Origin of the sequence: Kribbella sp. NPDC004875 (assembly GCF_042873375.1) — a bacterium.
GTDB lineage: Bacteria > Actinomycetota > Actinomycetes > Propionibacteriales > Kribbellaceae > Kribbella.
This window is the reverse complement of the sequence record NZ_JBIALI010000010.1, coordinates 98,839-121,168: the sequence shown is the minus strand read 5'-3', so window position 1 is coordinate 121,168 and position 22,330 is coordinate 98,839. Positions and strand designations below refer to the sequence as shown.

Annotated in this window: 21 protein-coding genes; 7 read left to right on the top strand and 14 right to left on the bottom strand. The window is 68.9% G+C overall.

Translation table 11 applies throughout. The features are described 5' to 3' along the window. Nucleotides 1–46 precede the first annotated feature (46 nt). Nucleotides 47–763 (bottom strand): TetR/AcrR family transcriptional regulator, encoded by a 717-nt coding sequence (locus tag ACFYRH_RS39550; RefSeq protein WP_387785809.1) that lies wholly within the window; start codon nucleotides 761–763, stop codon nucleotides 47–49. Nucleotides 764–1,001: 238 nt separating this feature from the next. On the opposite strand from ACFYRH_RS39550, the gene ACFYRH_RS39545 reads away from it, so the two are divergent. Next, entirely contained in the window at nucleotides 1,002–1,724 is a 723-nt protein-coding gene (locus ACFYRH_RS39545) for a hypothetical protein (protein ID WP_387785806.1), read from the top strand. A gap of 61 nt (nucleotides 1,725–1,785) precedes the next feature. Here the strand turns inward: ACFYRH_RS39545 and ACFYRH_RS39540 are convergent, their stop codons facing one another. The 4 genes from ACFYRH_RS39540 to ACFYRH_RS39525 form a co-directional block, all read right to left on the bottom strand. Then, nucleotides 1,786–2,367, bottom strand: coding sequence for a CGNR zinc finger domain-containing protein (locus tag ACFYRH_RS39540; RefSeq protein ID WP_387785804.1), 582 nt, complete (start codon nucleotides 2,365–2,367; stop codon nucleotides 1,786–1,788). Nucleotides 2,368–2,371: 4 nt separating this feature from the next. Next, entirely contained in the window at nucleotides 2,372–3,367 is a 996-nt protein-coding gene (locus ACFYRH_RS39535; protein ID WP_387785802.1) for an SPFH domain-containing protein, read from the bottom strand. Continuing rightward, the gene (locus ACFYRH_RS39530; protein WP_387785801.1) at nucleotides 3,367–3,660 is read right to left on the bottom strand and encodes a hypothetical protein; all 294 of its coding nucleotides are present in this window, start codon (nucleotides 3,658–3,660) and stop codon (nucleotides 3,367–3,369) included. Before ACFYRH_RS39530 ends, ACFYRH_RS39535 begins: the two co-directional genes overlap by 1 nt. Nucleotides 3,661–3,942: 282 nt before the next feature. Beyond that, a complete protein-coding gene (locus ACFYRH_RS39525; RefSeq protein ID WP_387785799.1) occupies nucleotides 3,943–4,650 on the bottom strand; it encodes a TetR/AcrR family transcriptional regulator in 708 nt (235 codons plus the stop codon). 114 nt (nucleotides 4,651–4,764) lie between these two features. Between ACFYRH_RS39525 and ACFYRH_RS39520 the strand changes: the two genes are divergently transcribed. After that, nucleotides 4,765–6,942, top strand: coding sequence for an MMPL family transporter (locus ACFYRH_RS39520; RefSeq protein ID WP_387785797.1), 2,178 nt, complete (start codon nucleotides 4,765–4,767; stop codon nucleotides 6,940–6,942). Here the strand turns inward: ACFYRH_RS39520 and pdxH are convergent. The 3 genes from pdxH to ACFYRH_RS39505 are packed head-to-tail and all read right to left on the bottom strand — an operon-like array spanning nucleotide 6,888 to nucleotide 9,867. Continuing rightward, nucleotides 6,888–7,532, bottom strand: a complete 645-nt coding sequence (pdxH, locus tag ACFYRH_RS39515) for a pyridoxamine 5'-phosphate oxidase (RefSeq protein ID WP_387785795.1) — start codon at nucleotides 7,530–7,532, stop codon at nucleotides 6,888–6,890. The genes ACFYRH_RS39520 and pdxH overlap by 55 nt on opposite strands. A gap of 9 nt (nucleotides 7,533–7,541) precedes the next feature. After that, the gene (locus tag ACFYRH_RS39510) at nucleotides 7,542–9,254 is read right to left on the bottom strand and encodes a hypothetical protein (protein ID WP_387785793.1); all 1,713 of its coding nucleotides are present in this window, start codon (nucleotides 9,252–9,254) and stop codon (nucleotides 7,542–7,544) included. A gap of 31 nt (nucleotides 9,255–9,285) precedes the next feature. Then, complete coding sequence (locus ACFYRH_RS39505; RefSeq protein ID WP_387785790.1) at nucleotides 9,286–9,867, bottom strand: hypothetical protein; 582 nt, start codon at nucleotides 9,865–9,867, stop codon at nucleotides 9,286–9,288. Nucleotides 9,868–10,024: 157 nt separating this feature from the next. On the opposite strand from ACFYRH_RS39505, the gene ACFYRH_RS39500 reads away from it, so the two are divergent. Next, nucleotides 10,025–11,137 carry a citrate synthase 2 gene (locus ACFYRH_RS39500; protein WP_387785788.1) on the top strand — a complete coding sequence of 371 codons (1,113 nt, stop codon included), beginning with the start codon at nucleotides 10,025–10,027 and terminating at the stop codon, nucleotides 11,135–11,137. 5 nt (nucleotides 11,138–11,142) lie between these two features. Here the strand turns inward: ACFYRH_RS39500 and ACFYRH_RS39495 are convergent, their stop codons facing one another. Continuing rightward, a complete protein-coding gene (locus tag ACFYRH_RS39495) occupies nucleotides 11,143–11,898 on the bottom strand; it encodes a helix-turn-helix domain-containing protein (RefSeq protein ID WP_387785785.1) in 756 nt (251 codons plus the stop codon). Nucleotides 11,899–11,998: 100 nt separating this feature from the next. Between ACFYRH_RS39495 and ACFYRH_RS39490 the strand changes: the two genes are divergently transcribed. Further along, nucleotides 11,999–12,859, top strand: a complete 861-nt coding sequence (locus ACFYRH_RS39490) for a phytanoyl-CoA dioxygenase family protein (protein WP_387785783.1) — start codon at nucleotides 11,999–12,001, stop codon at nucleotides 12,857–12,859. A gap of 165 nt (nucleotides 12,860–13,024) precedes the next feature. After that, nucleotides 13,025–14,164 (top strand): phosphoserine transaminase, encoded by a 1,140-nt coding sequence (serC, locus tag ACFYRH_RS39485; protein ID WP_387785781.1) that lies wholly within the window; start codon nucleotides 13,025–13,027, stop codon nucleotides 14,162–14,164. 308 nt (nucleotides 14,165–14,472) lie between these two features. On the opposite strand, the gene ACFYRH_RS39480 is transcribed toward serC, so the two are convergent. The 3 genes from ACFYRH_RS39480 to ACFYRH_RS39470 form a co-directional block, all read right to left on the bottom strand. Continuing rightward, the gene (locus tag ACFYRH_RS39480) at nucleotides 14,473–15,579 is read right to left on the bottom strand and encodes a hypothetical protein (protein ID WP_387785780.1); all 1,107 of its coding nucleotides are present in this window, start codon (nucleotides 15,577–15,579) and stop codon (nucleotides 14,473–14,475) included. Beyond that, on the bottom strand, nucleotides 15,576–16,832 hold the full coding sequence (locus tag ACFYRH_RS39475) for a class I SAM-dependent methyltransferase (RefSeq protein ID WP_387785778.1): 1,257 nt from the start codon (nucleotides 16,830–16,832) through the stop codon (nucleotides 15,576–15,578). Before ACFYRH_RS39475 ends, ACFYRH_RS39480 begins: the two co-directional genes overlap by 4 nt. 515 nt (nucleotides 16,833–17,347) lie before the next feature. Further along, nucleotides 17,348–17,713, bottom strand: coding sequence for a hypothetical protein (locus tag ACFYRH_RS39470; RefSeq protein WP_387785776.1), 366 nt, complete (start codon nucleotides 17,711–17,713; stop codon nucleotides 17,348–17,350). A gap of 161 nt (nucleotides 17,714–17,874) precedes the next feature. On the opposite strand from ACFYRH_RS39470, the gene ACFYRH_RS39465 reads away from it, so the two are divergent. Continuing rightward, entirely contained in the window at nucleotides 17,875–18,468 is a 594-nt protein-coding gene (locus ACFYRH_RS39465; RefSeq protein ID WP_387785775.1) for a helix-turn-helix domain-containing protein, read from the top strand. An 18-nt stretch (nucleotides 18,469–18,486) separates the two neighbouring features. After that, nucleotides 18,487–19,773 carry an MFS transporter gene (locus ACFYRH_RS39460; RefSeq protein ID WP_387785773.1) on the top strand — a complete coding sequence of 429 codons (1,287 nt, stop codon included), beginning with the start codon at nucleotides 18,487–18,489 and terminating at the stop codon, nucleotides 19,771–19,773. Here ACFYRH_RS39460 and ACFYRH_RS39455 read toward each other — a convergent pair. Next, nucleotides 19,703–20,812, bottom strand: coding sequence for a hypothetical protein (locus ACFYRH_RS39455; protein WP_387785770.1), 1,110 nt, complete (start codon nucleotides 20,810–20,812; stop codon nucleotides 19,703–19,705). The two genes, ACFYRH_RS39460 and ACFYRH_RS39455, sit on opposite strands and share 71 nt — an antisense overlap. A gap of 107 nt (nucleotides 20,813–20,919) precedes the next feature. Beyond that, the gene (locus tag ACFYRH_RS39450; RefSeq protein WP_387785768.1) at nucleotides 20,920–22,257 is read right to left on the bottom strand and encodes an FAD-binding oxidoreductase; all 1,338 of its coding nucleotides are present in this window, start codon (nucleotides 22,255–22,257) and stop codon (nucleotides 20,920–20,922) included. Nucleotides 22,258–22,330 lie beyond the last annotated feature (73 nt).

The window sequence follows — 22,330 nt, the reverse complement described above, 5'->3', positions numbered from 1 at the left end:
GTCCGCGGAGCCGTGGGCATGGAAGTCACGGCCCCGCGGATGCCGATCAGGATCGCAGACCGCGGTCGAAGGCCGCGACCAGGAACGCGACCAGGTTCTCGGCCAGCTTGCCGGGATCCTCCGGGCCGGCGGCACCCGGCACGGCCGGCTGACCCGTCGACACCGTCGATACCGTCGATACCGTTGTCGAGGGTGTGGTCGACGGTGTGGTGGACGCCATCGTGGACGGCGCGACGGCCAGGGCCTGTGACTGGTGCAGCGCCAGCAGGCCCAGCATGTTCACGTACCCGAAGGCGACCGAGTCCGGCGTGGCCTGCGGCAGCGCCCGCTGCAGCGCCGCCAGGTACCGGCTCTCGATCGGCTCCGACTCGGCCGCGTACAGCTCACGGATCCGCCGGCTCGGATCGAACGCGATCCGCCCGATGAACCGCGCGATCACGGCACCTCGTTCACCACGGCGCAGCACCAGATCCAGTCCGGGCTCGATGAACGCCCGGATCAGCTCCTCCGGTGTCGGTGACCCGCCGGCCTCCAACTGGTCCAGCCGGCGCCGGCGCTCGGCGTTGACCGGTGCCATCGCCCGCCCCACCGCGGCCCGTAACAGGGCTTCTTTCGATCCGAAGTGGTAGTTGACCGCCGCGATATTCGCTGCCGCCGCGACCGTGATGGCCCGCAGCGAGGTTCCTTCGTAACCCCCTTCGCCGAACCGTTGCTCGGCGACGTTGAGCAGCCTTTCCCTGGTCGTTTCGACCGGTGTTTCCACAGAGTTCTCCTTCCCCCCGGCTACCGCTCGCTCAGGCACCCCACCTGCTCACGCGCAGTAGCCTGCAGTCAGCATAGTTCAAACGGTCGTTTGAACTGGAGGGCTCAGCCCGGTTGTCTCCGAGAAATCCTCAGATTTCTCTGAAACCCTTTACTTCCCACCACTCTCCGCGTTCACACCTCGACCACACCCCGTGCCCGGCTGAGCTGTTCCGGTGACTGGTCTAGGGTCGTGAGCCATGACTTTCGTGCGGGTCGAGCGACGGTTCCAGGGTCCGGAGCGGTCGGGCAACGGCGGGTACGTCGCAGGTCTGGTCGGGTCCGCCTTGGCCGGGAAGCTCGACGGATCGCACGTTCCCACGGTGACGTTGCGGAGGCCGCCGCCACTGCAGAAGGACCTCGCGCTGGCGGCCGCGCCGGACGGCGCGCGGCTGACCGACGGCGACGCCGTGGTCGCGGACGCGGTGCCGGTCGGCAGTGACGAACTCGTGGACGCGACCATCGATCTGGTGCCGCCCGAAGAGGCGCGCGCGGCCGAGGCGTCGTACCGCGGGCTGCGGGACCATCCGTTCCCGGGGTGCTTCGTGTGTGGGCCGGCGAATCGCGAGGGTCTGCAGTTGAAGCCCGGGCCGATCGGCGACGGGCGGACGGCGTGCACCTGGAAGCCGTCGGGCGATCTCGCCACCGGCGGACTGGTCGACGAGGTGTTCCTGTGGGCGGCGCTGGACTGCCCCGGCGGCTGGACGATCGACCTCGAGGGCCGGCCGTCGGTCCTCGGCCGGCTGACCGCGTGCATCGACGCGCGACCGCAGGCCGGCGAGGAATGCGTCGCGCTCGGCCGCTACCTGGGCGAGGACGGCCGCAAGACCTTCACCGCGAGCACCCTGTACGACGCCGATGGCCGCGTCCTCGCCCGCGCCAAGCACACGTGGATCACGGTGGACCCCGCCGCCTTCAACTGACCGGGGAATCCGGCCTGTTGATTCGGGTGCGCAGGACTCCCCACTTCACCACGGCGCCGGTTCAGTGCGTGCGGGCGGCGTGCGCGCGGACCTTGGCACGGTTGCCGCAGGTGGCCATCGAGCACCAGCGACGGCGCCCGCGCGGGTCGAGGAACAGCCAGCCGCAGGACGGGCAGCTCCGGACGTACTCGCGGGATTCGCCGGTCAGCAGCTCGCTCGCGAGCAGCGCGAGGTTGTACAGCGGGAGCGCCGGGTCCTCGGGCAGCTCCCAGGCCGCGTGGTCACCCGAGCGCACGAGTCGCCGCCGGCCGGAGGCCTCCTCGATCACTCGAGCGACGGCCTCGAAGGTGTCATCGGTCGCCTGGCCCGCGAGGACGTCGTAAAGGCCGGCCCGAAAGGTCAGGACGGCCTGCAGGTGATCCGAATCGTTGGCCGGCCGCGTCGCCGTGGCGGGCGCGAGCAGGCCGACGTACCCGTTCCAGGTCAGGAAGGCGTCGTACGACGTCAGCCACTCGGTCCGGGCGGGGCCACGGGTGGTCCACTCGGACCGAGTGTTGACGAAGTCGAGCACCGGATGCGCGCCGACCGGCTTGGGCAGGACGACGCCCTGCACGAGCTCGAGGTGGGACGGCAGCGCGGTCACGGTGTTACCGGGCCGGTTGCGACGGCTGGGTGGTCGGCTCCTGGTTGGGCTGCTGCTGCGTCGTCGGCACTGGGATGCTGACGTTGCCGCCCTGCGGGATGACCATGAACTGGATCTTGCCCGACTCGATCGCGGACTTCAGCAGGTAACCCTGCGAACCGAGCAGCTTGACCTGCTGCTGCACCGACTGCAGTTCGACCTGGACCTGCTGGTTCTTCTGCTCCTGGGTCGCCTTCGCCAGCTCGGCGCGCTGCTTGGCCTCGAGGCCGTCGATGATGCCCTTGTCCAGCGGCATCGGCTTCTGAACCGTGAACGACAGCTCGCCGCAGTCGTTGCTGCCGTTGTAGCCCGGGCCGCAGAAGTAGTCGCCGCCGACCGCGGCCGGCAGCAGCCGGGTGAACTCCTTGGCCGCCGCGGACTGGAACTGCGACTTCTTCGCCTCGTTGTTGTAGAGCTCGGCCCAGGCGTAGTTGGTGGCGACCGCCGACAGCGCCCGGTCGATCTGCGGGCGGAAGTAGCTCTGCAGCATGGCGTTCCAGCCGCTCTCCTCGTACGCCTCGGTCTTCAGACCGATCCGCTCGTGGAACGACTTGATCACGTCCTTGTCGCGGTTCAGCGTGAAGTAGACCTGGACCCGGACGCCCAGCCGGACGTTGTCCTTGCTGACCACGGTGACCTCGTCGGCCGCGTCGGTGTCGGCGCCGTCACCGCCGATGATGTACGAGCGCTGGTCGATCGGGTACGTGTAGAGGGTGTCCCCCGGGCCGATCAGCTTGTTCGTCGAGCCCGGCGGGACGATCGACTTGAACTTCTTGTCCTCGATCACACCGCCGCCGTAGTGCAGGCCGATCCGGTTCGCGTCGGTGTTCGCGAAGTTGAAGATGTTGAACAGCGCGATGATCACGATCACCGCGACGATCAGGCCACCGATCAGCTTGGCCTTCACGCTGCCCCCACCCTTGGGCTTGATCGCCGTGGCAGCGTTCCCCAGTTTGACCATCAGTCGTCGAACTCCTTGTTGCTGTCTACCATGCGCCGGATGTCGGCGAGGGTCAGGTCGGCGGTGACCGCGACGTCGCGCGGTACCGACGGATGCGAGCTGAGCGTACGCAGGCCCTGCTCGGCAGCCGCGACCGCCCGTTCCAGCGTCCGGACCTCCCGCATCAGCGCCCGGTGTTCGGCGTTGACCTCCGCAAGTGCCTGCTCCGCCTGGACGGCCCGGCGGTACGACGCCCACGCCCACCAGGCGGTTCCGATCAGCAGCACGAGTGGAATCAGGCCGAGTCTGATCATCTTCCGATTGTCGTTCATCCCTGGGCGAAAACTGGTTGAACGGCGATCCGGGCGGCAGTAAATTCGCAGTACACGCGAAGGGAGGTGGTCCAAAGCATGCATAGCTATCGGACTCGTGAGGTGGCGGCGGGCTGACCGCCAACCACTAATTTGTGGGCAAGTGGTCGGCCAATCCAACGCCAGCCACCGGGCCTGCGGGCAGTCAGGTAGTCCGCCTGACCCTGAGTTCGGCCACCCGGTCGTGTCTCTGGAAGCGCCCGCAGGCTTCTTTCTTGTCCGGTCTCATTCCGGCGGCGGGCAGTCCAGGCCGAGCGCCTGGCCGATCTCGAAGAGCTGGGCCTCGAAGTACGCCGCGGCGTCCGGCAGCACCCAGTGCAGCTGGCCGAAGACCTCCATGCAGATCAGGCCGTAGAGCCTGGTCCAGTAGTTCAGCGACAGGTAGATCGCGCCCGCCGGCATCCCGTGGAAGTGCTCCGACTCGGCCGTCAGCTGTTCGACCAGCACGGTCCCGAGGTCGTCGTCGGCCGGATGCGGGAACGGCTTGTCGTGCCACACCTGCGCGACCAGCTCCTTGAACAACGCCCCGAACCGCATCGCCGCCTGATGCCCCGGCGTCTCCTCGTGACAGTCGTCGTCCGGATCCGGTACGGCGGTCCCGAACAGCAACCCGAACTCGGCCGGATGGGCCAGCGCCCAGTCCCGCAGCCCGTTCGCCAGCAGGTACAGCCGCGCGCCGAGGTCCACGGCTTCGTCGGTGTTCTGCAGATCCAGCAACGCGCCGGTCAACTCGTCGTACAGGTCCGCGATCAGGGCACTGATCAGCGCCTCGTGGCTCGGGAAGTAGCGGTACAGCGCGGGCGGGGTGAGGCCGAGTTCGCGGGCGACCGCGCGCAGGCCGACCGCGGCCGAACCGCCGCTGACCAGCAGCCGGCGCGCGGCCGCCTTGATCTCGGCGAGCGTCGCCGCCCGGCGGCGGTCCCGTCCGGTCACGCGGAACTCCTCCTTGACAGGGGTACAGGTGAGGGACCTAGAGTGAACACCGTTAACAGTTAACACTGTTCACCCTAGCTTCTGCGCTTCAATCTACGCCCTCGGGAGAGTTTCGTGTTCGAGACGCTCGGCCGTTTCACGTACCGGCGGCGCCGCCTGGTGCTCGCCCTGACCGGAGTGTTCGTCGTCCTCGGACTGGCCTGGGGCACCGGCGTGTTCGGCTCGCTGGCCAACGGCGGCTTCGACGCGCCGGACACAGAGGCCGCGAACGCGGTCAAGACCATCGAGCAGACCATCGGCCGCACCGGCACCGACGTGATCGTGCTCTACAAAAGCCCGACCGAGACGGTCGCCGACCCGGCGTTCCGGCAGTCGGTCGAGCAGCACCTGGCCGGGCTGCCGAAGGACGACGTGGTCGGCACCACGACGTACTGGACCAGCAAGTCGCCGGTCTTCGTCTCGAAGGACCAGCACAGCACGTACGCCGTACTCACCCTCGCCGGCGCGACGCAGGAGGACCGGCTGGACACGTTCCACACCATCGCCGACCAGGTCCGCGCGACGCCCGCCGGGCTGGACGCGAAGGTCGGCGGCGAGGTCGCGGTGTTCGACGAGGTGAACACGCAGACCGAGCACGACATCGTCCGGGCAGAGTCGATCTCGACACCGATCGTGCTGGTGCTGCTCGTCGTGGTCTTCGGTGGCCTGGTCGCCGCGTCGCTGCCGCTGTTCGTCGGGGCGCTCGCGATCCTCGGCGCGTTCGTGCTGCTCCGCGGGTTGTCGGCGGTCACCGACGTGTCGATCTTCTCGATCAACATCGTCACGATGATCGGGCTCGGCCTGGCCATCGACTACGCGCTGTTCATCGTCACCCGCTTCCGCGAGGAGCTTGCCAAGGGCAATGACGTGGAGACGGCACTGACCGCGACGATGGGCACCGCCGGGCGGACCGTCGCGTTCTCCGGCGTGACGGTCGGCGTGGCGATCAGCAGCCTGGTGCTGTTCCCGGTGATGTTCCTGAAGTCGATGGCGTACGGCGGTGCGGCCGCGGTCGCCGTCGCGATGATCGCGGCGCTGACCGCACTTCCGGCCCTGCTCGCGGTCCTCGGCCACCGGGTGAACAGCCTGCGGATCTTCAAGCCCCGCAAGTCAGCTGCGGAACACGGCGCCTGGTACCGCCTCGCGCACAGCGTGATGCGCCGCCCGATCCGGTACGTCGTCGTCCTCGTGCCGGTGTTGCTGGTGCTGGGGATCCCGTTCCTGAGCGCGCAACTCGGCGGTGTCGATCATCGGTCGTTGCCGGCCGGTGCCACCTCGCGGACGGTGACCGAGACGTTGCAACGCGACTTCCCGGGCGCGGGTGGGTCGGACATCTACGCGGCGGTGCGGTTCGGATCGGCGCCAAGCGACCCGTCTGCGGCGCTGGCGCCGTACGTTGCGAAGCTGCAGCAGGTTCGGGACGTGGAGGACGTGCGGATCGGCGGGTACAAGAACGGCGTCGCATCAGTGGTGGTGCACACGAAGTACACCGGGCAGGAGCTGCCGGCGCGGGACGTCGTGCACGGGGTGCGGGCGGTCGCGGCGCCGGCGGGGACGCAGGTGCAGGTCGGCGGTGAGACCGCGGCGGTGATCGATCTGCTCGACGTACTGAAGCAACGGGCGCCGTACATGGCGGGGTTCATCGTGCTGGTCACGTTCGTGCTGCTGTTCGTCGCGTTCGGGTCGTTCGTGCTGCCGGCGAAGGCGCTGCTGATGAACGTGTTGTCGCTGTCCGCGGCGTTCGGGGCGATGGTGTGGATCTTCCAGGAGGGACACCTGTCCGGACTGCTCGACTTCACGCCGGCCGGGTTCCTGGACGCGACGAACCCGGTCCTGCTGTTCGCCGTGCTCTTCGGGCTCTCGATGGACTACGAGGTGTTCCTGCTCAGCCGGATCCGGGAGGAGTACGACAAGACCGGTGACAACACGCAGGCGGTTGCGATCGGGCTGCAGCGGACTGGCGGGATCATCACCAGCGCCGCGTTGCTGCTGATCATCGTGGTGGCGGCGTTCTCCACCTCCGGCATCGTGTTCGTGAAGATGATCGGCGTCGGGCTGGTGATCGCGATCGCCCTGGACGCGACGATCGTCCGGGCGTTGCTGGTGCCGGCCACGATGCGGCTGCTCGGCCGCCTGAACTGGTGGGCGCCCCGGCCGCTGGTCCGCTGGTGGGAGCGCAACGGCTTCCGCGAAACGGATCAGGGCTGGAGCCGGGACAACTCCCAGCCGGAGCCGGAGCCGGCACGGCGGTAGGCAAGGCGGTCGTGCAGCCGGCCGACGCGGCCCTGCCAGAACTCGAACGCCTCGGGGGCGATCAGATAGCCGCCCCAGAAGTACGGCGTGGAGATCTCGGTGCCCTCCGGCCACTGCCGCTCGTACGACTCGTACTGCAGGTCCAGCTCCTCGCGGGACTCGACAGGCTGACTCTGCTGAGACGCCCACGCACCGAGCTGCGACTCGCGCGGACGACTCGCGAAGTACTCGTCGACCTCGTCGGCCGGGAGTTTGCTGACGGTGCCTTCGATGCGCACCTGGCGTTCCATGGCGTGCCACGGGAACACCAGCGCGCACTGAGGATTCGCGGCGAGGTCGTCGGCCTTGCGGGACTGCTGATTGGTGTAGAAGACGAACCCGCGCTCGTCGACGCGCTTCAGCAGCACGGTGCGCGCCGAGGGCTTCGCGTCGGCGTCGGCGGTGGCCAGCACCATCGCGTTGGGCTCGGCGAGACCTGCCGTCCTGGCCTGGTCGAGCCAGCGCTGGAACTGCACGATCGGGTCGGCGTCCACCTGACTCTCGAGCAGCTCGCCCAGTCCGTACGTCTGCCGCATCTCCGCAAGGTCCACTCCTCGAGCCTACTGACGTCCGAATCTGCCGTTCCGGTAGGCCCGTTTTGTCCCGGCAATGGCGCGGGCCAGCGGGCTACGAGCGGGGACGTGCCTGTTGACCTCAGCGAGGTGCTGGTCGAAGGTCGCTCGCCACAGGGCCTGACGGAGGGTGGACTCACCGGTTGCCGAGCTGGCACCGGCCACCGAAGCGGCCCACAGCGTGCTGAGTGCTTGGGAGTCGAAACCGTCGACGTCCGCGAGCAGTTGCTCGATCAGGTCGCGGTCGGCCGCATCGGCGAGACACCGGATCTTTGCCGGGCTCCTGCGTGTGCTGGCCTGCGGGCTGGGTGTCGAGTCGGCCCACTCGGGGACAAGCCGCCGCACCAGCTCACGGGACAAGGCGTTCTCGATGCGCTGGGCGGGATCGAGCGCGAGGGCCGTGCGAACGAACGCCGGGATGAGGAGAGGCGAGACGACGCCGCGGCGCTCCCCCGTCGTACCCCCGCGGCGGAGGCGTTCGACGACGTAGAAGTAGTCAAGCATGGTGGCGTTCTCGATGCCGCCGTGGACAGCGGTGCGGAGTACCCCTTCGATCTGCTCGGTGACTGCGGTGCGCGCTGAGTCCGCGGGACCGGCAGCTGGCATGAGGCGCGTCTGCAGGTGGTTGCCGAAGGCGCTCAGCTTGTCGGGCAAGGGCAGTGCGTCGAGTTCCAGTACGTCGCGTGGGTATAAGTGGCCGTGCGCGATCTCACCACCCGCACTGGTGATTTCCAGATGCGGCTGGCCTGCCAGCGTTGCCGGAGGAGTGTTGAAGAGGTCGCCGGCCGGGCGGAGTCCTTCGGCGTACCGGTGCCAGCTCAGCGCTCGGTCCACCAGCTCGAGCGGCTGCGGTCTCACCTGCTCTCCTGGTGCGGCGTCGTAGCTGGCGAGCTTCAGATCGACGCCGGCGGCAAGGAATGCGGCGGCAACCACTCGGGAGTCACGGCCACCGCCCAGGTCGACAGCCGGACGTTCCGACCACAGACTGCCTACCGAACGCGCCACGTCCTGCAGTGCGGCCGCGGTCTCCTCAACGTCGGTCGACCACTCAGTGGTGGGTTCGATCCGGCTCACCGTCCGTCGCTGACGGGGGCCCTCGGCAACGATGTGTGTTGCCCCGGGCACCGCGTGTACACCGTCGTACGGCGTGCTGTCGTCCATGAACCAGCCACAGCCCGCGGCGAAGCTCCAGCCACGGGACGCGGCGACGGCCGGTACACCGGCGAACAGCAACGCGGCGACGGGTCGATTGGTCCAAACCCACCCGTCCGGCAATCGCAGCTGGAACAGGCGGCCGACGCCGATGGAGTCCGTGAACAGCTCCAGCCGCTCCTCCCCCGGGTCCAGGACCGCCATCGTGAACGGGGGCGCGAGTTCGAGGAAGTTCGCCGGAGTACGCCGTACTGCGTGGGCCAACCGCGCAGGAGCGTCGTACGGGGCGATGTCGCCGATCACGCGTTGATATCCGTGTGGAGCGTGCACGCTCGCCACACAGAGGTCAGCGGCGTCGTGCCAGGACGGCCATCGACAAGTGCCGTCGTCACGGTCCCAGATGTGCAGTCCGGCCGTGTTGCCGTCGTACCCGCGGTGTTTGGCCTCGTGTTGCCAGAGATCGCCGTAGTACGCCTCGACACGAGCGCGGCCGGCGGTCGCCCGCTCCGCGCTGTCATGCGCGAAGGTGTAGGCGATCAGCGTTTCCATGCAGAGCCAGATGCGGGCTCCGCGGGGAAAGTTATCGAGGTGGTTGCTGGCCTGGGTGCTGCTGCTGGTGTTGAGTCGGGGGTTGCTGTTGCTGGCCTGGGTAGCCACCCCATTGCTGCGGTTGCTGCTGCGGGAACGTGGACTGGTAGCCGCTGCTGTCCTGGATCTGCCCAGGTCCCGCCGCCAGCTTCGCCAGCTTGGCGTCCACGGCCCAGCGCCGCAGACCGACCAGCAGCAACGGAATGCCGAACAGGATGAATGCTCCGTCGAACAGCATGTAGCCGCTGTACTGCGTACCCGGGAACTGGAACAGCTTCGACAGGTCGAACGCCTGCCGCACCGGCAGCAGCAGTACCGCCACGCCGACGACGCTGAGCAACGCACCTGCACCGGTCGTCACACCGGAACCGATCGCCGGGACCATCATCAGCAGGCCGAGCACGACCGCGATGGCGACCAGTGCGGCCAGCCACGGCAGCGTGTGGCCCATGTCGACGCGGAACGTCTGCATCCGGAGCATCAAGCGGGTGGTCGCATACGACGCGCAGACCATCCCGACGTAGGTCGCGATGACGCCGATCACGAGCCCGAGGGCGGGGAGGGGCTTTGTCATGAGTTCGACAGTAGACCTCTGACCGGTCCACCCCCGGGGAACCGAAGCGTTGCGCGGCGTGCAGCGGGCACCTCGAACCGGTCACAAACCTGTCCGGTCGTCTGTACGGAGAACTATGCTGCGGAGGCGCCATGCTTACCGGACATTAGGGAGTCGCATGTCTGATCCAAGGACCGAGGTGCAGCACGGGCTGGAGGGTGTGGTCGCGTTCGACACGCAGATCGCCGAGCCGGACAAAGAAGGTTCGGCGCTCCGCTACCGCGGTGTGGACATCGAGGACCTGGTCGGCCGGGTGCCGTTCGAGAACGTCTGGGGCCTGCTGGTCGACGGCGCGTTCACGCCGGGCCTGCCGCCGGCCGAACCGTTCCCGCTGCCGGTGCACACCGGCGACGTCCGGGTCGACGTCCAGTCGGCGCTGGCGATGCTCGCACCCGCCTGGGGTCTGCGGCCGCTCTACGACATCGACGACGTACAGGCCCGCGAGGACCTGTCCCGCGCGGCGGTGATGGCGCTGTCGTACGTCGCCCAGGCCGCTCGCGGCGTCGGGCACCCGATGGTGCCGCAACGTGAGGTGGACAAGGCGAAGACGATCACCGAGCGGTTCATGATCCGCTGGCGTGGCGAGCCGGACCCGAAGCACGTCCGCGCGGTCGACGCGTACTGGACGTCCGCGGCCGAGCACGGGATGAACGCGTCGACGTTCACCGCGCGGGTCATCGCCTCCACCGGTGCGGATGTCGCCGCGGCGCTGTCCGGTGCGGTGGGCGCGATGTCCGGTCCGCTGCACGGCGGCGCGCCGGCGCGGGTGCTGACGATGATCGAAGGGGTCGAGCGCTCTGGTGACGCTCGGGCCTACGTGAAGGGCCTGCTGGACGCGGGCGAGCGGCTGATGGGCTTCGGGCACCGGGTCTACCGGGCCGAGGACCCGCGGGCGCGAGTGCTCCGCCGTACGGCGCGTGAGCTGGACGCACCGCGGTACGAGGTGGCTGAGGCGCTGGAGCAGGCCGCGCTGACGGAACTGCGCGAACGCCGACCGGACCGGGTACTGGAGACGAACGTGGAGTTCTGGGCGGCGATCGTCCTCGACTTCGCCGAGGTCCCGCCGCCGATGTTCACGTCGATGTTCACCTGCGCCCGCACCGCCGGCTGGAGCGCCCACGTCCTCGAACAGAAGCGCACCGGCCGCCTGATCCGCCCGTCGGCGATCTACTCCGGCCCCGCTTCCCGCCCCGCCGACTCCATCGAGGGCTGGAACCCCAACTGGGCCTAGGTGCCTCAGCGGTCCTGGCTTGGATTGCGTCCTGTCCGTTGCTTGTACTGGCGGCTGAAGTACGGCGCGTCGGTGTAGCCGAGGGCGGCGGCCGTCTCCGTGACGGTCATGCCGCTCTCGGTGAGTAGTTGGTGCGCACGATCGATCCGCGCCTGGATCAGGTACTGCGCCGGCGACATCCCGAGCTGCGCGACGAAACGCCGGGTGAACTGGGCCCTGGACAACGAAGCGCGGCGCGCCATCTCGGCGACGGTCCAGTCCCGGCCCGGGTCCTCCCGCAACTGCCTGGCGAGCTCGTCGACGGCGGCGTCCGTGACGCTGCGGCCGGGATTGTGGACGGCGTCCCAGACCAGCACGATCAGTTGCTCCAGGCACAGTTCCGCCTGCCGCCGGCCGATCGCGTCACCCCGCCGGTACGCCGCGTCGCTCGCCCGCGCGAGGACGCCGAGCAGCTCGCGATCCATCACCTCGCCCCACCGTGGATCCGGCGCGGCTCTCGGGCTGGTCACGAAGTGCATGCCGAAGACCAGGAGCCTTCGGTGCGGGTCGTGAGTAGCGCGCGGCGCGTCACCCGGCTGGAACACCGCGCAGACGCCCGGCCGCAACTCCTGACGCCGGCCATCCAGCTCGAGCGCGCCGCGGCCGTCGACGACGCACCAGAGCAGGTGGTCCGCGAGCGGCCGCGACGTCCAGGACCAGCTGGGCTCACAGCGCCAGAAGGTCGGCGGCGACATCCACTCGAGCCGGAGTCGATGCAACAAAAGTTCAACTCCTCGCGCGAATCGTCCGTGGTCCCGATCCGGGTATGGGCAGGAAAATAGGGTTCACAGGCAGCGTAAGGCAGAGATGCGGGAGACGTGCATGAGCGTTTCATACAACACCGGCGAGCAGACCGCGGTACTCCGGGACGAGTTCGAGCGGACCGGGTACACCCTGGTGCGCGGGCTGTTCGGCACCGACGAGGTCGACCGGCTGCGGGACCACTACATGGAGGTTCGCCACGGCGGGCCCCGGTCCCACGACTTCGCCGGGCACACCTCGACCGACCGCGACCCGCTGAAACGGTACCCGCGGATGGCGCAGATGCACCGCTGGGACGACGCCTCGCTGCAGTGGCTGACCGACCCGCGGATCGATGAGGTGATGACCGCGCTGCTCGGCAGGTCGCCGTACGCCGTCCAGACGATGGTCTACTTCAAGCCGCCGGGCTCCCGCGGGCAGGCGCTGCACCAGGACAACTTCTACCTGAAGGCCGACCCGGGGACGTGTGTCGCGGCGTGGATGGCGCTCGACCGGGTCGACGAGGCGAACGGCTGTCTCGAAGTCGTGCCCGGGTCACACCGCTGGCCGATCCTGTGCACGGAGAAGGCCGACACCACGGTCAGCTTCACCGATGTCACCGTCCCGCTGCCGTCGAACGGATCCGCCGTACCGATCGAGATGGAGCCGGGTGACGTGCTGTTCTTCCACGGCGCGCTGGTGCACGGGAGCAACCCGAACGTCACCACCGACCGGTTCCGGCGGGCGCTGATCGGCCACTACATCGAGGGCGAGGCGGAGCGCGTGGCGCAGTACTACCACCCGGTGCTGCGGATGGACGGGACCGAGCTGCCGCTCGAGGTCGCCGAGGGCGGCGGTGCATGCGGTGAGTGGACCGAGACTCCGGACGGACCGGTCGCCCTCCTCACCGGCACGGAGCGAACCACCCGCAAGCACGAGTAGCCCCGCGCGTCTTTGTGCACCGGATCCGTACGGCGGCGCGCTCGGCGTACGGACCCGGTGCACAAAGTGGACCCGAGGTGGTGGCTTGGGCGGGGTGTGCGAGGATAGAGCGCGCTGACAGCGTCGTCGGCTTTCTGAAGTGCAGACGACGAAGGGGAGACGCTGGTGACCGGCGCCGATCGAAGCAACACAGTTCAGATTCCTGCAGAGCTCAAGCCCGCCGACGGCCGCTTCGGTTCGGGTCCGTCGAAGGTCCGCCCGGAGGCCATCGCCGCGCTGGCGAACGAGGGTGCGAAGCTGCTCGGCACCTCGCACCGGCAGGCGCCGGTGAAGAACCTGGTCAAGCGGGTCCAGGAGGGCGTCGCCGAGCTGTTCCAGCTGCCCGACGGCTACCAGGTCGTGCTCGGGAACGGTGGCTCGACCGCGTTCTGGGACATCGCGACGTTCGGGCTGATCCGGGAGAAGAGCCAGCACCTGAGCTTCGGTGAGTTCTCCTCGAAGTTCGCGAAGGCGTCGCAGCTGGCGCCGCACCTGGGCGAGCCGTCGATCGTGAAGTCCGAGCCGGGCACCCGCCCGGTCGCGGTCGCCGAGGCCGGCGTCGACCTGTACGCGTGGCCGCACAACGAGACCTCCACCGGCGTGATGGCCCCGGTCAAGCGGGTCGAGGGCGCCGACGAGGGTGCGCTGATCGCGATCGACGCCACCTCGGGGGCGGCCGGTCTGCCGGTCGACATCAACGAGGCCGACGTCTACTACTTCGCGCCGCAGAAGGGCTTCGCCTCCGACGGCGGCCTCTGGATCGCCCTGATGAGCCCGGCCGCGCTCGCGCGGGTCGAGGAGATCAGCGCGTCCGGCCGGTGGATCCCGGCGTTCCTGGACCTGGCGACCGCGGTCGACAACTCCAGCAAGAACCAGACGTACAACACCCCGGCACTCGCCACGCTGTTCCTGATGGCCGAGCAGACCGACTGGATCAACAGCCAGGGCGGCCTGGAGTGGAGCGTCGGGCGTACGACGGACTCCAGCAACCGGCTCTACACGTGGGCCGAGAAGTCGGAGTACGCCACGCCGTACGTCGCCGACGCGGACGCCCGCTCCCTCGTGGTCGGCACCATCGACCTCGACGACTCGATCGACGCCACCGCGGTCGCCAAGACGCTCCGCGCCAACGGCATCGTCGACACCGAGCCCTACCGCAAACTCGGCCGCAACCAGCTGCGCGTCGCGATGTTCCCCGCGGTGGACCCCGCCGACGTGGAAAAGCTGACCCAAGCCATCGACTACGTCGTCGAAAACCTCAAGTAACCCCAGCAGCCCCATCAGCCGCCGCACCCTCAGGGTCGCGGCGGCTGCTCACATCCCCACCCAACCACCCACACCCACACGGGCCCCGACACCGCCCACTCCCCCAACACCAGCCAGCCACCGCACCCGCCCAGTCCGCAGCGGGCGCTCACATCCCCACCCAACCAGCCGGACCCACGCGGGCGCCGACACCGCCCACTCTCCCAACACCAGCCAGCCATCGCGCCCGACTGGTCGCGGCAGGTGCTCGCATCCCAACCCCACGCGTGGAGCCCCTCGGTCCAGCCGCGTCTCGGCGGCGGGTGGGGTTAGCGGCGGTGGGCCGTGGGGGGACCTTGGCCGGTGAGGCGGTCGTTCTCGGCTTGGCGGTCGCGGCGTTCGCGGCGGCCCGGAGGGAACGTGATGACGGTGATGATCAGCGCGAACAGCGCCGCACCGATGACGATCCAGCGAAGGCTGTGACTCTTGCCGGAGCTCGAGCTGTCGCTGTCCGAGCTCCCGGCCGGCTTCGGGGTCGCGCCAGGCGTCGGCGGCGCGGACGCGGTCGCCTTGGCCGGGATCGCCACCTGGTACACCGCCGAGTTGGGCCCCTCGCTCCCCACCACGACGGTGGTGTCGGTCGGGCCGAGCGCGACCGTCTCCCCCTGACCGAGCGGCGCAGCGCCCCGCGCGATCGCGTTGGGCGTGTCACCCCACGCGACGGTCGCGACATCGGTGTACGACCGAAGGACCACCCGCTGCCCGTCCGGCAGGAACGTCCCGTCGGTGATCACACCCGACGGCGCCGGGGCGAGCTTGCTGAGTTTGTTCGTACCCTCGCGCGACGGCGCCGGCGGAGCAGCGTAGATCGCGCCGGCACCTTTGAGCGACTTCGTCACGATGTACAACTGGCTCGTACCCGGCTCGATCAGCAGCGTCTCGGCGTCGTGCGCACCGTCGGGGTAGGTGAAGTCGAACCGGTGATACTTGACGTCCTGATCCTCGAGCGTCTCCGGCTCCGGCACCGTGTAGATCTCGATCTGGTCCCGGTTCTCCTTGTTGTCGCCGATGTCGGCGATGTAGAGCGTGCCGTCCCGGTCGATCCCGAGCGCCTCGACGTCGGTCACCTTGGCGCCGAACTTGAGGACCGCCTTCACCTTGCCGCTCTGGTCGACGGCGAACACCCGCCCGGTGTCCCCGGAGTCGTTCACGGTCCAGTAGATGCCCGGATGCTTGACGCTCTTCGCCAGCCCGGACGACTCCTTGATCCGGTCGTCGCGGATCGAGAAGAGCTTCTTCGGTGCCGGCGTGGTCGGGTCCGCGGCTGTGTTCGTGATGGTCGCGGTGGTCGCGGTGGCTGTTGTGGGAAGTGCCACACCCGTCAACGCACAGAGCGTCGCGCCCAGCAGCGCCAACGTCACCCGGACCTGTCTCACGAAACCACCTCGGCGCCCGCGCTGTGCTCGGCGGGCGGTAGCAGGAGCTGTGCGAGCCGCGGCGTCACTTGCCATTCGGTGACCAGCGACCGGTACTCGGCCTCCAGGTCCGGTGTCGGCTTGGCGCCGGTCCGCGCAGCGCGGAGCAGCAGATTGCGCGGCGTGTGCTGACTGTCCACGAACTGCACGACCTCCACCCGGTATCCGACCTGTCGCAGCACCGCCGCCCGCAGGGAGTCCGTCAGGACGTCGGCGAACCGCTCACGAACGATGCCATATCTCGTCATCAGCGCGTAAGGCGCCGGTGGTGTGACGCTCTTGAGCTGCTTTTGGATGTCGTGATGACAACACGGAGCTGCGAGCACCAGCGGAGCCTCCCAGCCGACGGCCCGGGCGAGCGCGTCGTCGGTCGCGGTGTCGCACGCGTGCAGTGCCAGCACGACGTCCGGCCGGACGTCCAGCTCCGCCGCCTGGATGGTCGCGTCGACGAACCGCAGGTGGTCCTGCCAGCCGAGCGCCTCGACCACTCTGGTGTTCCGCTTCCGGGCTGCCGGGTTGTGGTCGATACCGGTCATCCGGACGTCGCGCCCGGCCGCGGACAGCAGGTGGTACGCCGCCAGCGTCAGGTACGCGTTCCCGCAGCCGAGGTCGACCACCTGCAACGGCCTTCCGGTCTCGATCCGGCCTGCCGAGATCGCCTCGTCGAGCGCCGGCGCGAGCAGCTTGCAGAACTCCTCGATCTGCTTGTACTTCGCCTGCCGCGACGGCTTCACGCGGCCTTGGTGGTCGCTGATCCCGAGCTCGATCAGGAACGGCGCGGCGGGGTCGAGCACCCGCCGCTTCACGCGATCGTGAGCGGTCTCCTGCTGCCGGTCGCTCTGCTCCCGGTGCAGCAGCTCCTTGCCCTTCTTGGTGTACCGCAGCCGCAGGGTCTCGCTCGTCGTCTCGACATGCCACGACCCGTACGCCAGCTCGAGCAGCTCGTCGACGGCCTTCTCCACGTCCGCGTCGGCGACGTTCCGCGTGTGCGCCTGCCGCTCGTCGAACTCGGTGATCTGCAGGTGCCGCCGGCCTTTCAGATCGACGTACCGAACCTCGACCCGCAGGTACGACGGCGGCTCCAGCCCCCGTCGCCGGCCGGAGGCCATCCCACGCACCAGACCTGTCCGATCCAGCAGCGCGGCACGGATCGCCGCCGGCGCCCCGGACTCCTCCGGCCGCGCCGGACCGTCCGACCGCTCCTCTGGCTGCATCGCGCCATTGTCCCCGACCACTCCGCCGCTTCTCAAAAGGGTCTCGACCACTGGCAGTACCACACCCGGAACCCCTCGCATTCACCGCCACCAATCCACTCGAACGAAGACCCGAATATCGGGATAGAACACCTGCGCAACTGTGGAGACATGGATCCTGGTCACCGAGGTACGGCGCCAGGACCGCATACAGTGGGCGTCCGCAAACAGCGCCGGCACGCGGAGCGATCCCGTCCGTCACGACGCGAACCCAGCGACAGGCACAGCCACGAGTCGGCGACCTCCCGCGGCACTCCCCAGTGTCGCTGAGTCTCGGGGGCAGGCGTCCCCCACCAGTGATTCGCCGAGCGCGCCACCAAGCCTCCGCCCGCGCGCCGCTGCACGGCCCAAGGCACCGTCGCCGCGCATAGCCACCGTCGCACGTGAGTTGTGCGAGAAGCCGACGCCCGAGGCTGCGGCCGTTTGCGGCGCACCTCACACCCCGCCCCTCGCCGCGGCCGGGGCTGTTGCGCGGGTCAGGTGAGTCTTTGGTCGTCTTCGAGGAGGCCCAGGGCTCGGAGGCGGGTGGCGATGCCGCCTTCCTGGCGACCCAGGGCTTCGACGAGTTGCTCCTTGGTGGAGCCGTTGTTGAACATCTCGATCAGGGTCTGCTCGTCCTCGGGGCTCCATTGGCGGAACGCGTTCGGGTGGTTCTTCCGGGCGCGTTCGATGCGGCGGGTCATCGAACGGGCGTTCAGTACTTCGAGCGAGCGGATCCGGAGCTGCCGGTGGCGTCCGACCTCCTCGCCCTCCCGCCAGAACACCACCGCCCCGTCGTCGAACGTCATCAGGTCGGCCGGGACGTCGCAGTAGTCGGCGTCCTCGAGCATCACGCGCATCATCGGTGGTTCTCTCCGTTCCTTGGTGGATGCGTGGTCGCCAGAGAAGATGCCGCGATCACACCCGCCCCGACCGCCCGATCCGCAATCTGTGGACAACCAACCACAAAAGTTGTTTGCAAAATGCCTTTGCAAAGGCTCTTTGCAGTCCTATGCTCAGATCCATGAGCGACGACGACACGCCGGCGGACGAGGCCCCTCGCACAGTCCGGCTGGACCGCCACCTCGTGCGCGCCCTCGCGCACCCGATGCGGAACCGGATCCTCGGCCTCCTCCGCGTCTACGGCCCCCAGACGGCCACCACGCTCGCGGGCCGGCTCGGAGTGAACACCGGCGCGACCAGCTACCACCTCCGCCAGCTCGCGGACGCCGGGCTGGTGGTCGAGGACGACAGCCGCGGCAACGCGCGCGACCGCTGGTGGAAGGCGGCGCACCAGGGCACCGACTTCAACGCGGCCGAACTGCTGGACCAGGAGCCCGAGCTGGCCCTGGGCTTCCTGCACGGCGTCGGCCAGACGTACGCCGAGAACATCTTCGGCTTCATCGACGCGATGCAGACCATGCCGGAGGACTGGCGCGACGCCAGCCTGCTCTCGGACTACTTCTTCCACCTGCGGGCCGACCAGCTGGACGCGATGATGCACGAGGTCCTGGCGGTCTTCGAGAAGTACCGAACGCCTGACCTCACTGCCCCGCTGCCCGAGGGCGCCGAACAGGTGACGGTCCAGATCCAGGCCTTCCCGCGCGAGACGCGGTAACCGGACCAGGGGGAAGCGATGAACGAGAAGGGGAACCGCGCGCCGTTGGTGGCGTTCCTGGTCGCCAACGTGGTCTCGATCTGCGGGACCCGCGTCAGCGCGATCGCGATCCCGTGGTTCGTGCTGATCACGACCGGGTCGCCGATCAAGACCGGTCTGGTCGCGATGGCCGAGATGGCTCCGCTCGTCGTGGTGAAGGCCATCGGCGGCCCACTCATCGACCGAGTCGGTGCACGTCGGGTCAGCGTCGTCGCCGACACGGCCAGCACCGCAGTCGTGGGCCTCGTCCCCCTGCTGCACACGCTCGGCCTACTGCACTTCCCGACGCTGCTGGTGCTGGTCGCAATCGCAGGCGCCCTGCGCGGACCAGGCGACGCGGCCAAGGACACGCTGATCCCGGACATCGCCCGAGCGGCCAAGGTCCCGCTGGAGCGAGTGACAGGCCTGGAGAGTACGACGGAACGCCTGGCCGGCTTCTTCGCGTATGCGCTCGCCGGTGGACTCATCACCCTCGCCGGTGCGGTCAACGCCCTCTGGATCGATGCGGCATCGTTCGGCATCTGCGCCGTACTCATCGCCCGCTGGATCCCCAAGCCAGTGCAGCAGGACACCCCCAGAGCCGAGGAAGAACACAGCTACGGGAGGCGGCTACTGGAGGGCTGGCGATTCCTCCGCACCGACAAGCTGATGCTTCCGCTGGTGCTGATGATCGCGGTCACCAACCTGCTCGATGCGGCGACGAGCGGCGTACTGCTGCCCGTCTGGATCAAGGACCACGGCTACGGACCTGGCCACACCAGTCTGATTCTCACGTCGTTCGGAGTGACCGCCACCGCGTTCGCCCTGCTGGCTTCCGCGATCGGCGACCGTATCCCCCGCAAGCTCGTCTTCACCGTCGCGTTCCTGATCGCCGGCGCCCCACGCTTCATCGCCATGGCCACCGACGCGCCGGTCTGGGCCCTGATGGCCGTGTACGCCGTCGGCGGTATCGGCGCGGGCTTCATCAACCCCGTCCTCGGCGCACTGTTCATCGAGCGCATCCCGAGTCACCTACTGGGCCGGGTCCGGTCGCTCAGCGGGGCGGTGTGCTGGACCGGCGTACCGCTGGGTGGAGTGATCGCCGGTGCGGCTGTCACCGGGATCGGACTGGTGCCCGCGCTGCTCGCCGGTGGGGCGATCTACCTAGTCGCGACCATGTCACCGGTGCTGATCGGCCGGCACGAGCAGTGGAAAGCTACACCGGATCAGACGGGTCCTGCGGAAACGGCGGCAGATCCGGATCAGGTGGCAGTCGGAGCGTCTTAGTCTTCAGGGTGGTGTCGACCGCCCGCCGCATCCGGTCACGCTCCGCCCGCAGCAGACCGAGCATCACCAGGTCCAGCAGCATGCCGAACGCGGCCGCGAACTGGGTGGCGGCGAACTGGAAGACCTGTGTCATCAGCAACGAGACGAGCACCGCCAGCTCGAACAACCGGACCGCCCGGGCCCGGTTGTGCTTCCGCAGCGCCAGCGCACCACGCACCGTGAACGTTGCTGACAGCAAACTCCCGGCCGTCACCCCGATCACCGGGAGACTGCCGAGACCGTTACCGAGCACGATGGCGATGATGAGCTCGCCCACCACCTGTACTGCGAGCACGATGACTGCCACCCGCGGGGCCTTCGGGTGGGTGGCGAGTCGCTCGAAGCCCTTCTGCAGCGCCTGCCACGCCGCATCCACCGGCGCGGCGAGCTCCACCTCGTCGGGCGGGCAGGCGGCCAGCAGCTCGGTCGTCTCCCGGCGACCGGAGATCTGCGGGGGCACCACCCGGAGCAGTTCCTCCGCCTCGGCCCGGCGCCGCCGGGAGAGGCCGCCGGCGACACCCTCGACGGCGTGGTCGATGACGTTCGCCAGCTCCTCGCGCGGGTCGATCGGCCGGCGCGTGGTGAGGAACCGGAACGCGAGCACGATCAGCACGAAGACGATGTACACGATCGCGGCGGTCGGTTTGTAGAAGTAGTTGTTGTCCGAGGTGACGAACTTCCCCACCTCGTCGATGAACAGTCCGAACCCGATCCCGCCGACCGTCGCCGCGGCGGGCCGGACCACCGGTCCGACGTACCCGAGGAGCAGTGAGATCGCGATCAGCATCAGCAGGCCGCCGGGCAGTACGTGCGCGATGTGCAGGCCGCGGCCGCCGATCTGCGGGTAGCCGCTCAGGCTGAGGATCAGCCGCGTCACCAGCACCGTCGCCACCCCGGACACCACGAACGTGGTCAGGTGCTCACCCGACCGCACGTTGCGGACCAGGCCCGCCCGCATCAGGTACGACGACCGCGGTCCGGTGCTGGTGGTGGCACTCATGGGCTCGACGTTAGCCTCAGCGGAGGAACGCCGCGACCACGACGATGGCGACCAGGGCGGCCAGTACGAGAGAGGTCACCAGTCGGCGCGTGCGGGGGTCCACCCCGTCAGAGTAGGGGGAAGTTCCCGGTCAGTGTGCCAAGGGGGTCGACCCGGCGCTTGATCTCCCGCAGTCTGGCCAGGTCCGGCTCGCTCACACAGTCCCGCAGCGAGCCCCACGCGGACAGACCGGTCGGCGGCATGTCCCCCACGCTCCACGGCACCAGCGCCTCCTTCAACGACCGCAGTGCGGTCTCCGCCGACTCCTGCAGCTCCGGCCTCGGCACGATGGAGACAGCCAGCACCATGTACTGCGCTGACGGGTCCGCCGACGCCACTCCGGGACGACCGGCGTCACGACTCGCCCTGAGGTGCCGCAGCTGCACCTGGAAGAGCAACGACGGTTCTCGGCCGTACTCGAGCAGCGTCCCGATCAGCTCCGGTGTCAGCTCGTCGAACGTCGAGGTGATCAGCGAGAGCGCCTGGGGTGGCGCCGGCACGGAATTCATCTCGCCGACGCCACTCGGCTGCAGTGGGCCGACCACGTCGCTCACCGGCGTACCAGCGACTCGAATCGTCGCCAGCACCCCCTCAAGAGCCTCCGGCTGGTACGGCGTCATCGCATCGACCATGCAGTACGACTGCCCGCGCATGTCCTCCGGCAGCGCCGGTGAGTCCGGGTAGTGCATCAAGTACGCCCACAGCGTCACATGCTCCGCGGCGTCCCGCGTCGCCCTCCCGTACGCCGTCAGTACCGCCTCGGACTGCCCGATCGGGAACATCAGCCGCCCACCGGTGATGGCAGGAGCAGGATGCAACTCCACCTCGGCCGACGTCACCACACCGAAGTTCCCGCCACCACCACGCAGCGCCCACATCAGGTCCGCGTCCAGCGTGTCGTCGACCCAGCGGCGTACTCCGGTCCCGTCGACGAGCTCCACCGCTCGCAAGCTGGCCGCACCGCTCCCGAACGGCCTGGCGAACCACGAGAACCCGCCACTCGTGCAGAAACCGACCGCCGAGATGTTCCCGGTCGAGCCAGGCAGTCCGGTCAGTCCGGTGCCGTCCAGCGCCGTCTGCACCGCTCCCCAGGTCACCCCGGCACCAAGCCGTACGACGCGCTCCGGTACGTCGACCGTGAGCTCGTCGAGTGCCCCCGTCCGCACCACGATCGTCCCGTCGAGCGCAGGCGTCGTACCGTGGCCGACTGCCTGCGCCGCGACCTTCAGTCCGTGCGCGGCGGCGTACGCGACGGTCTGCTCGACATCGGTCGCGTCAGCCGCTTCGACGACCGCCAGTGGGTGCGAGTCGACGGACCGGTTCCAGCCACGTCGTACCTCGTCCCAGTCCGGGTCGTCCGGTGTCACCAGCCGTCCGGTCAGTACCTGTCGCAGCTCGTCGACCATGCATCCGCTCTACCACCGGAGTGGGTCAGTGCAGGCTGACCAACGGTTCCGGACGATGCACACCGCGCGGACG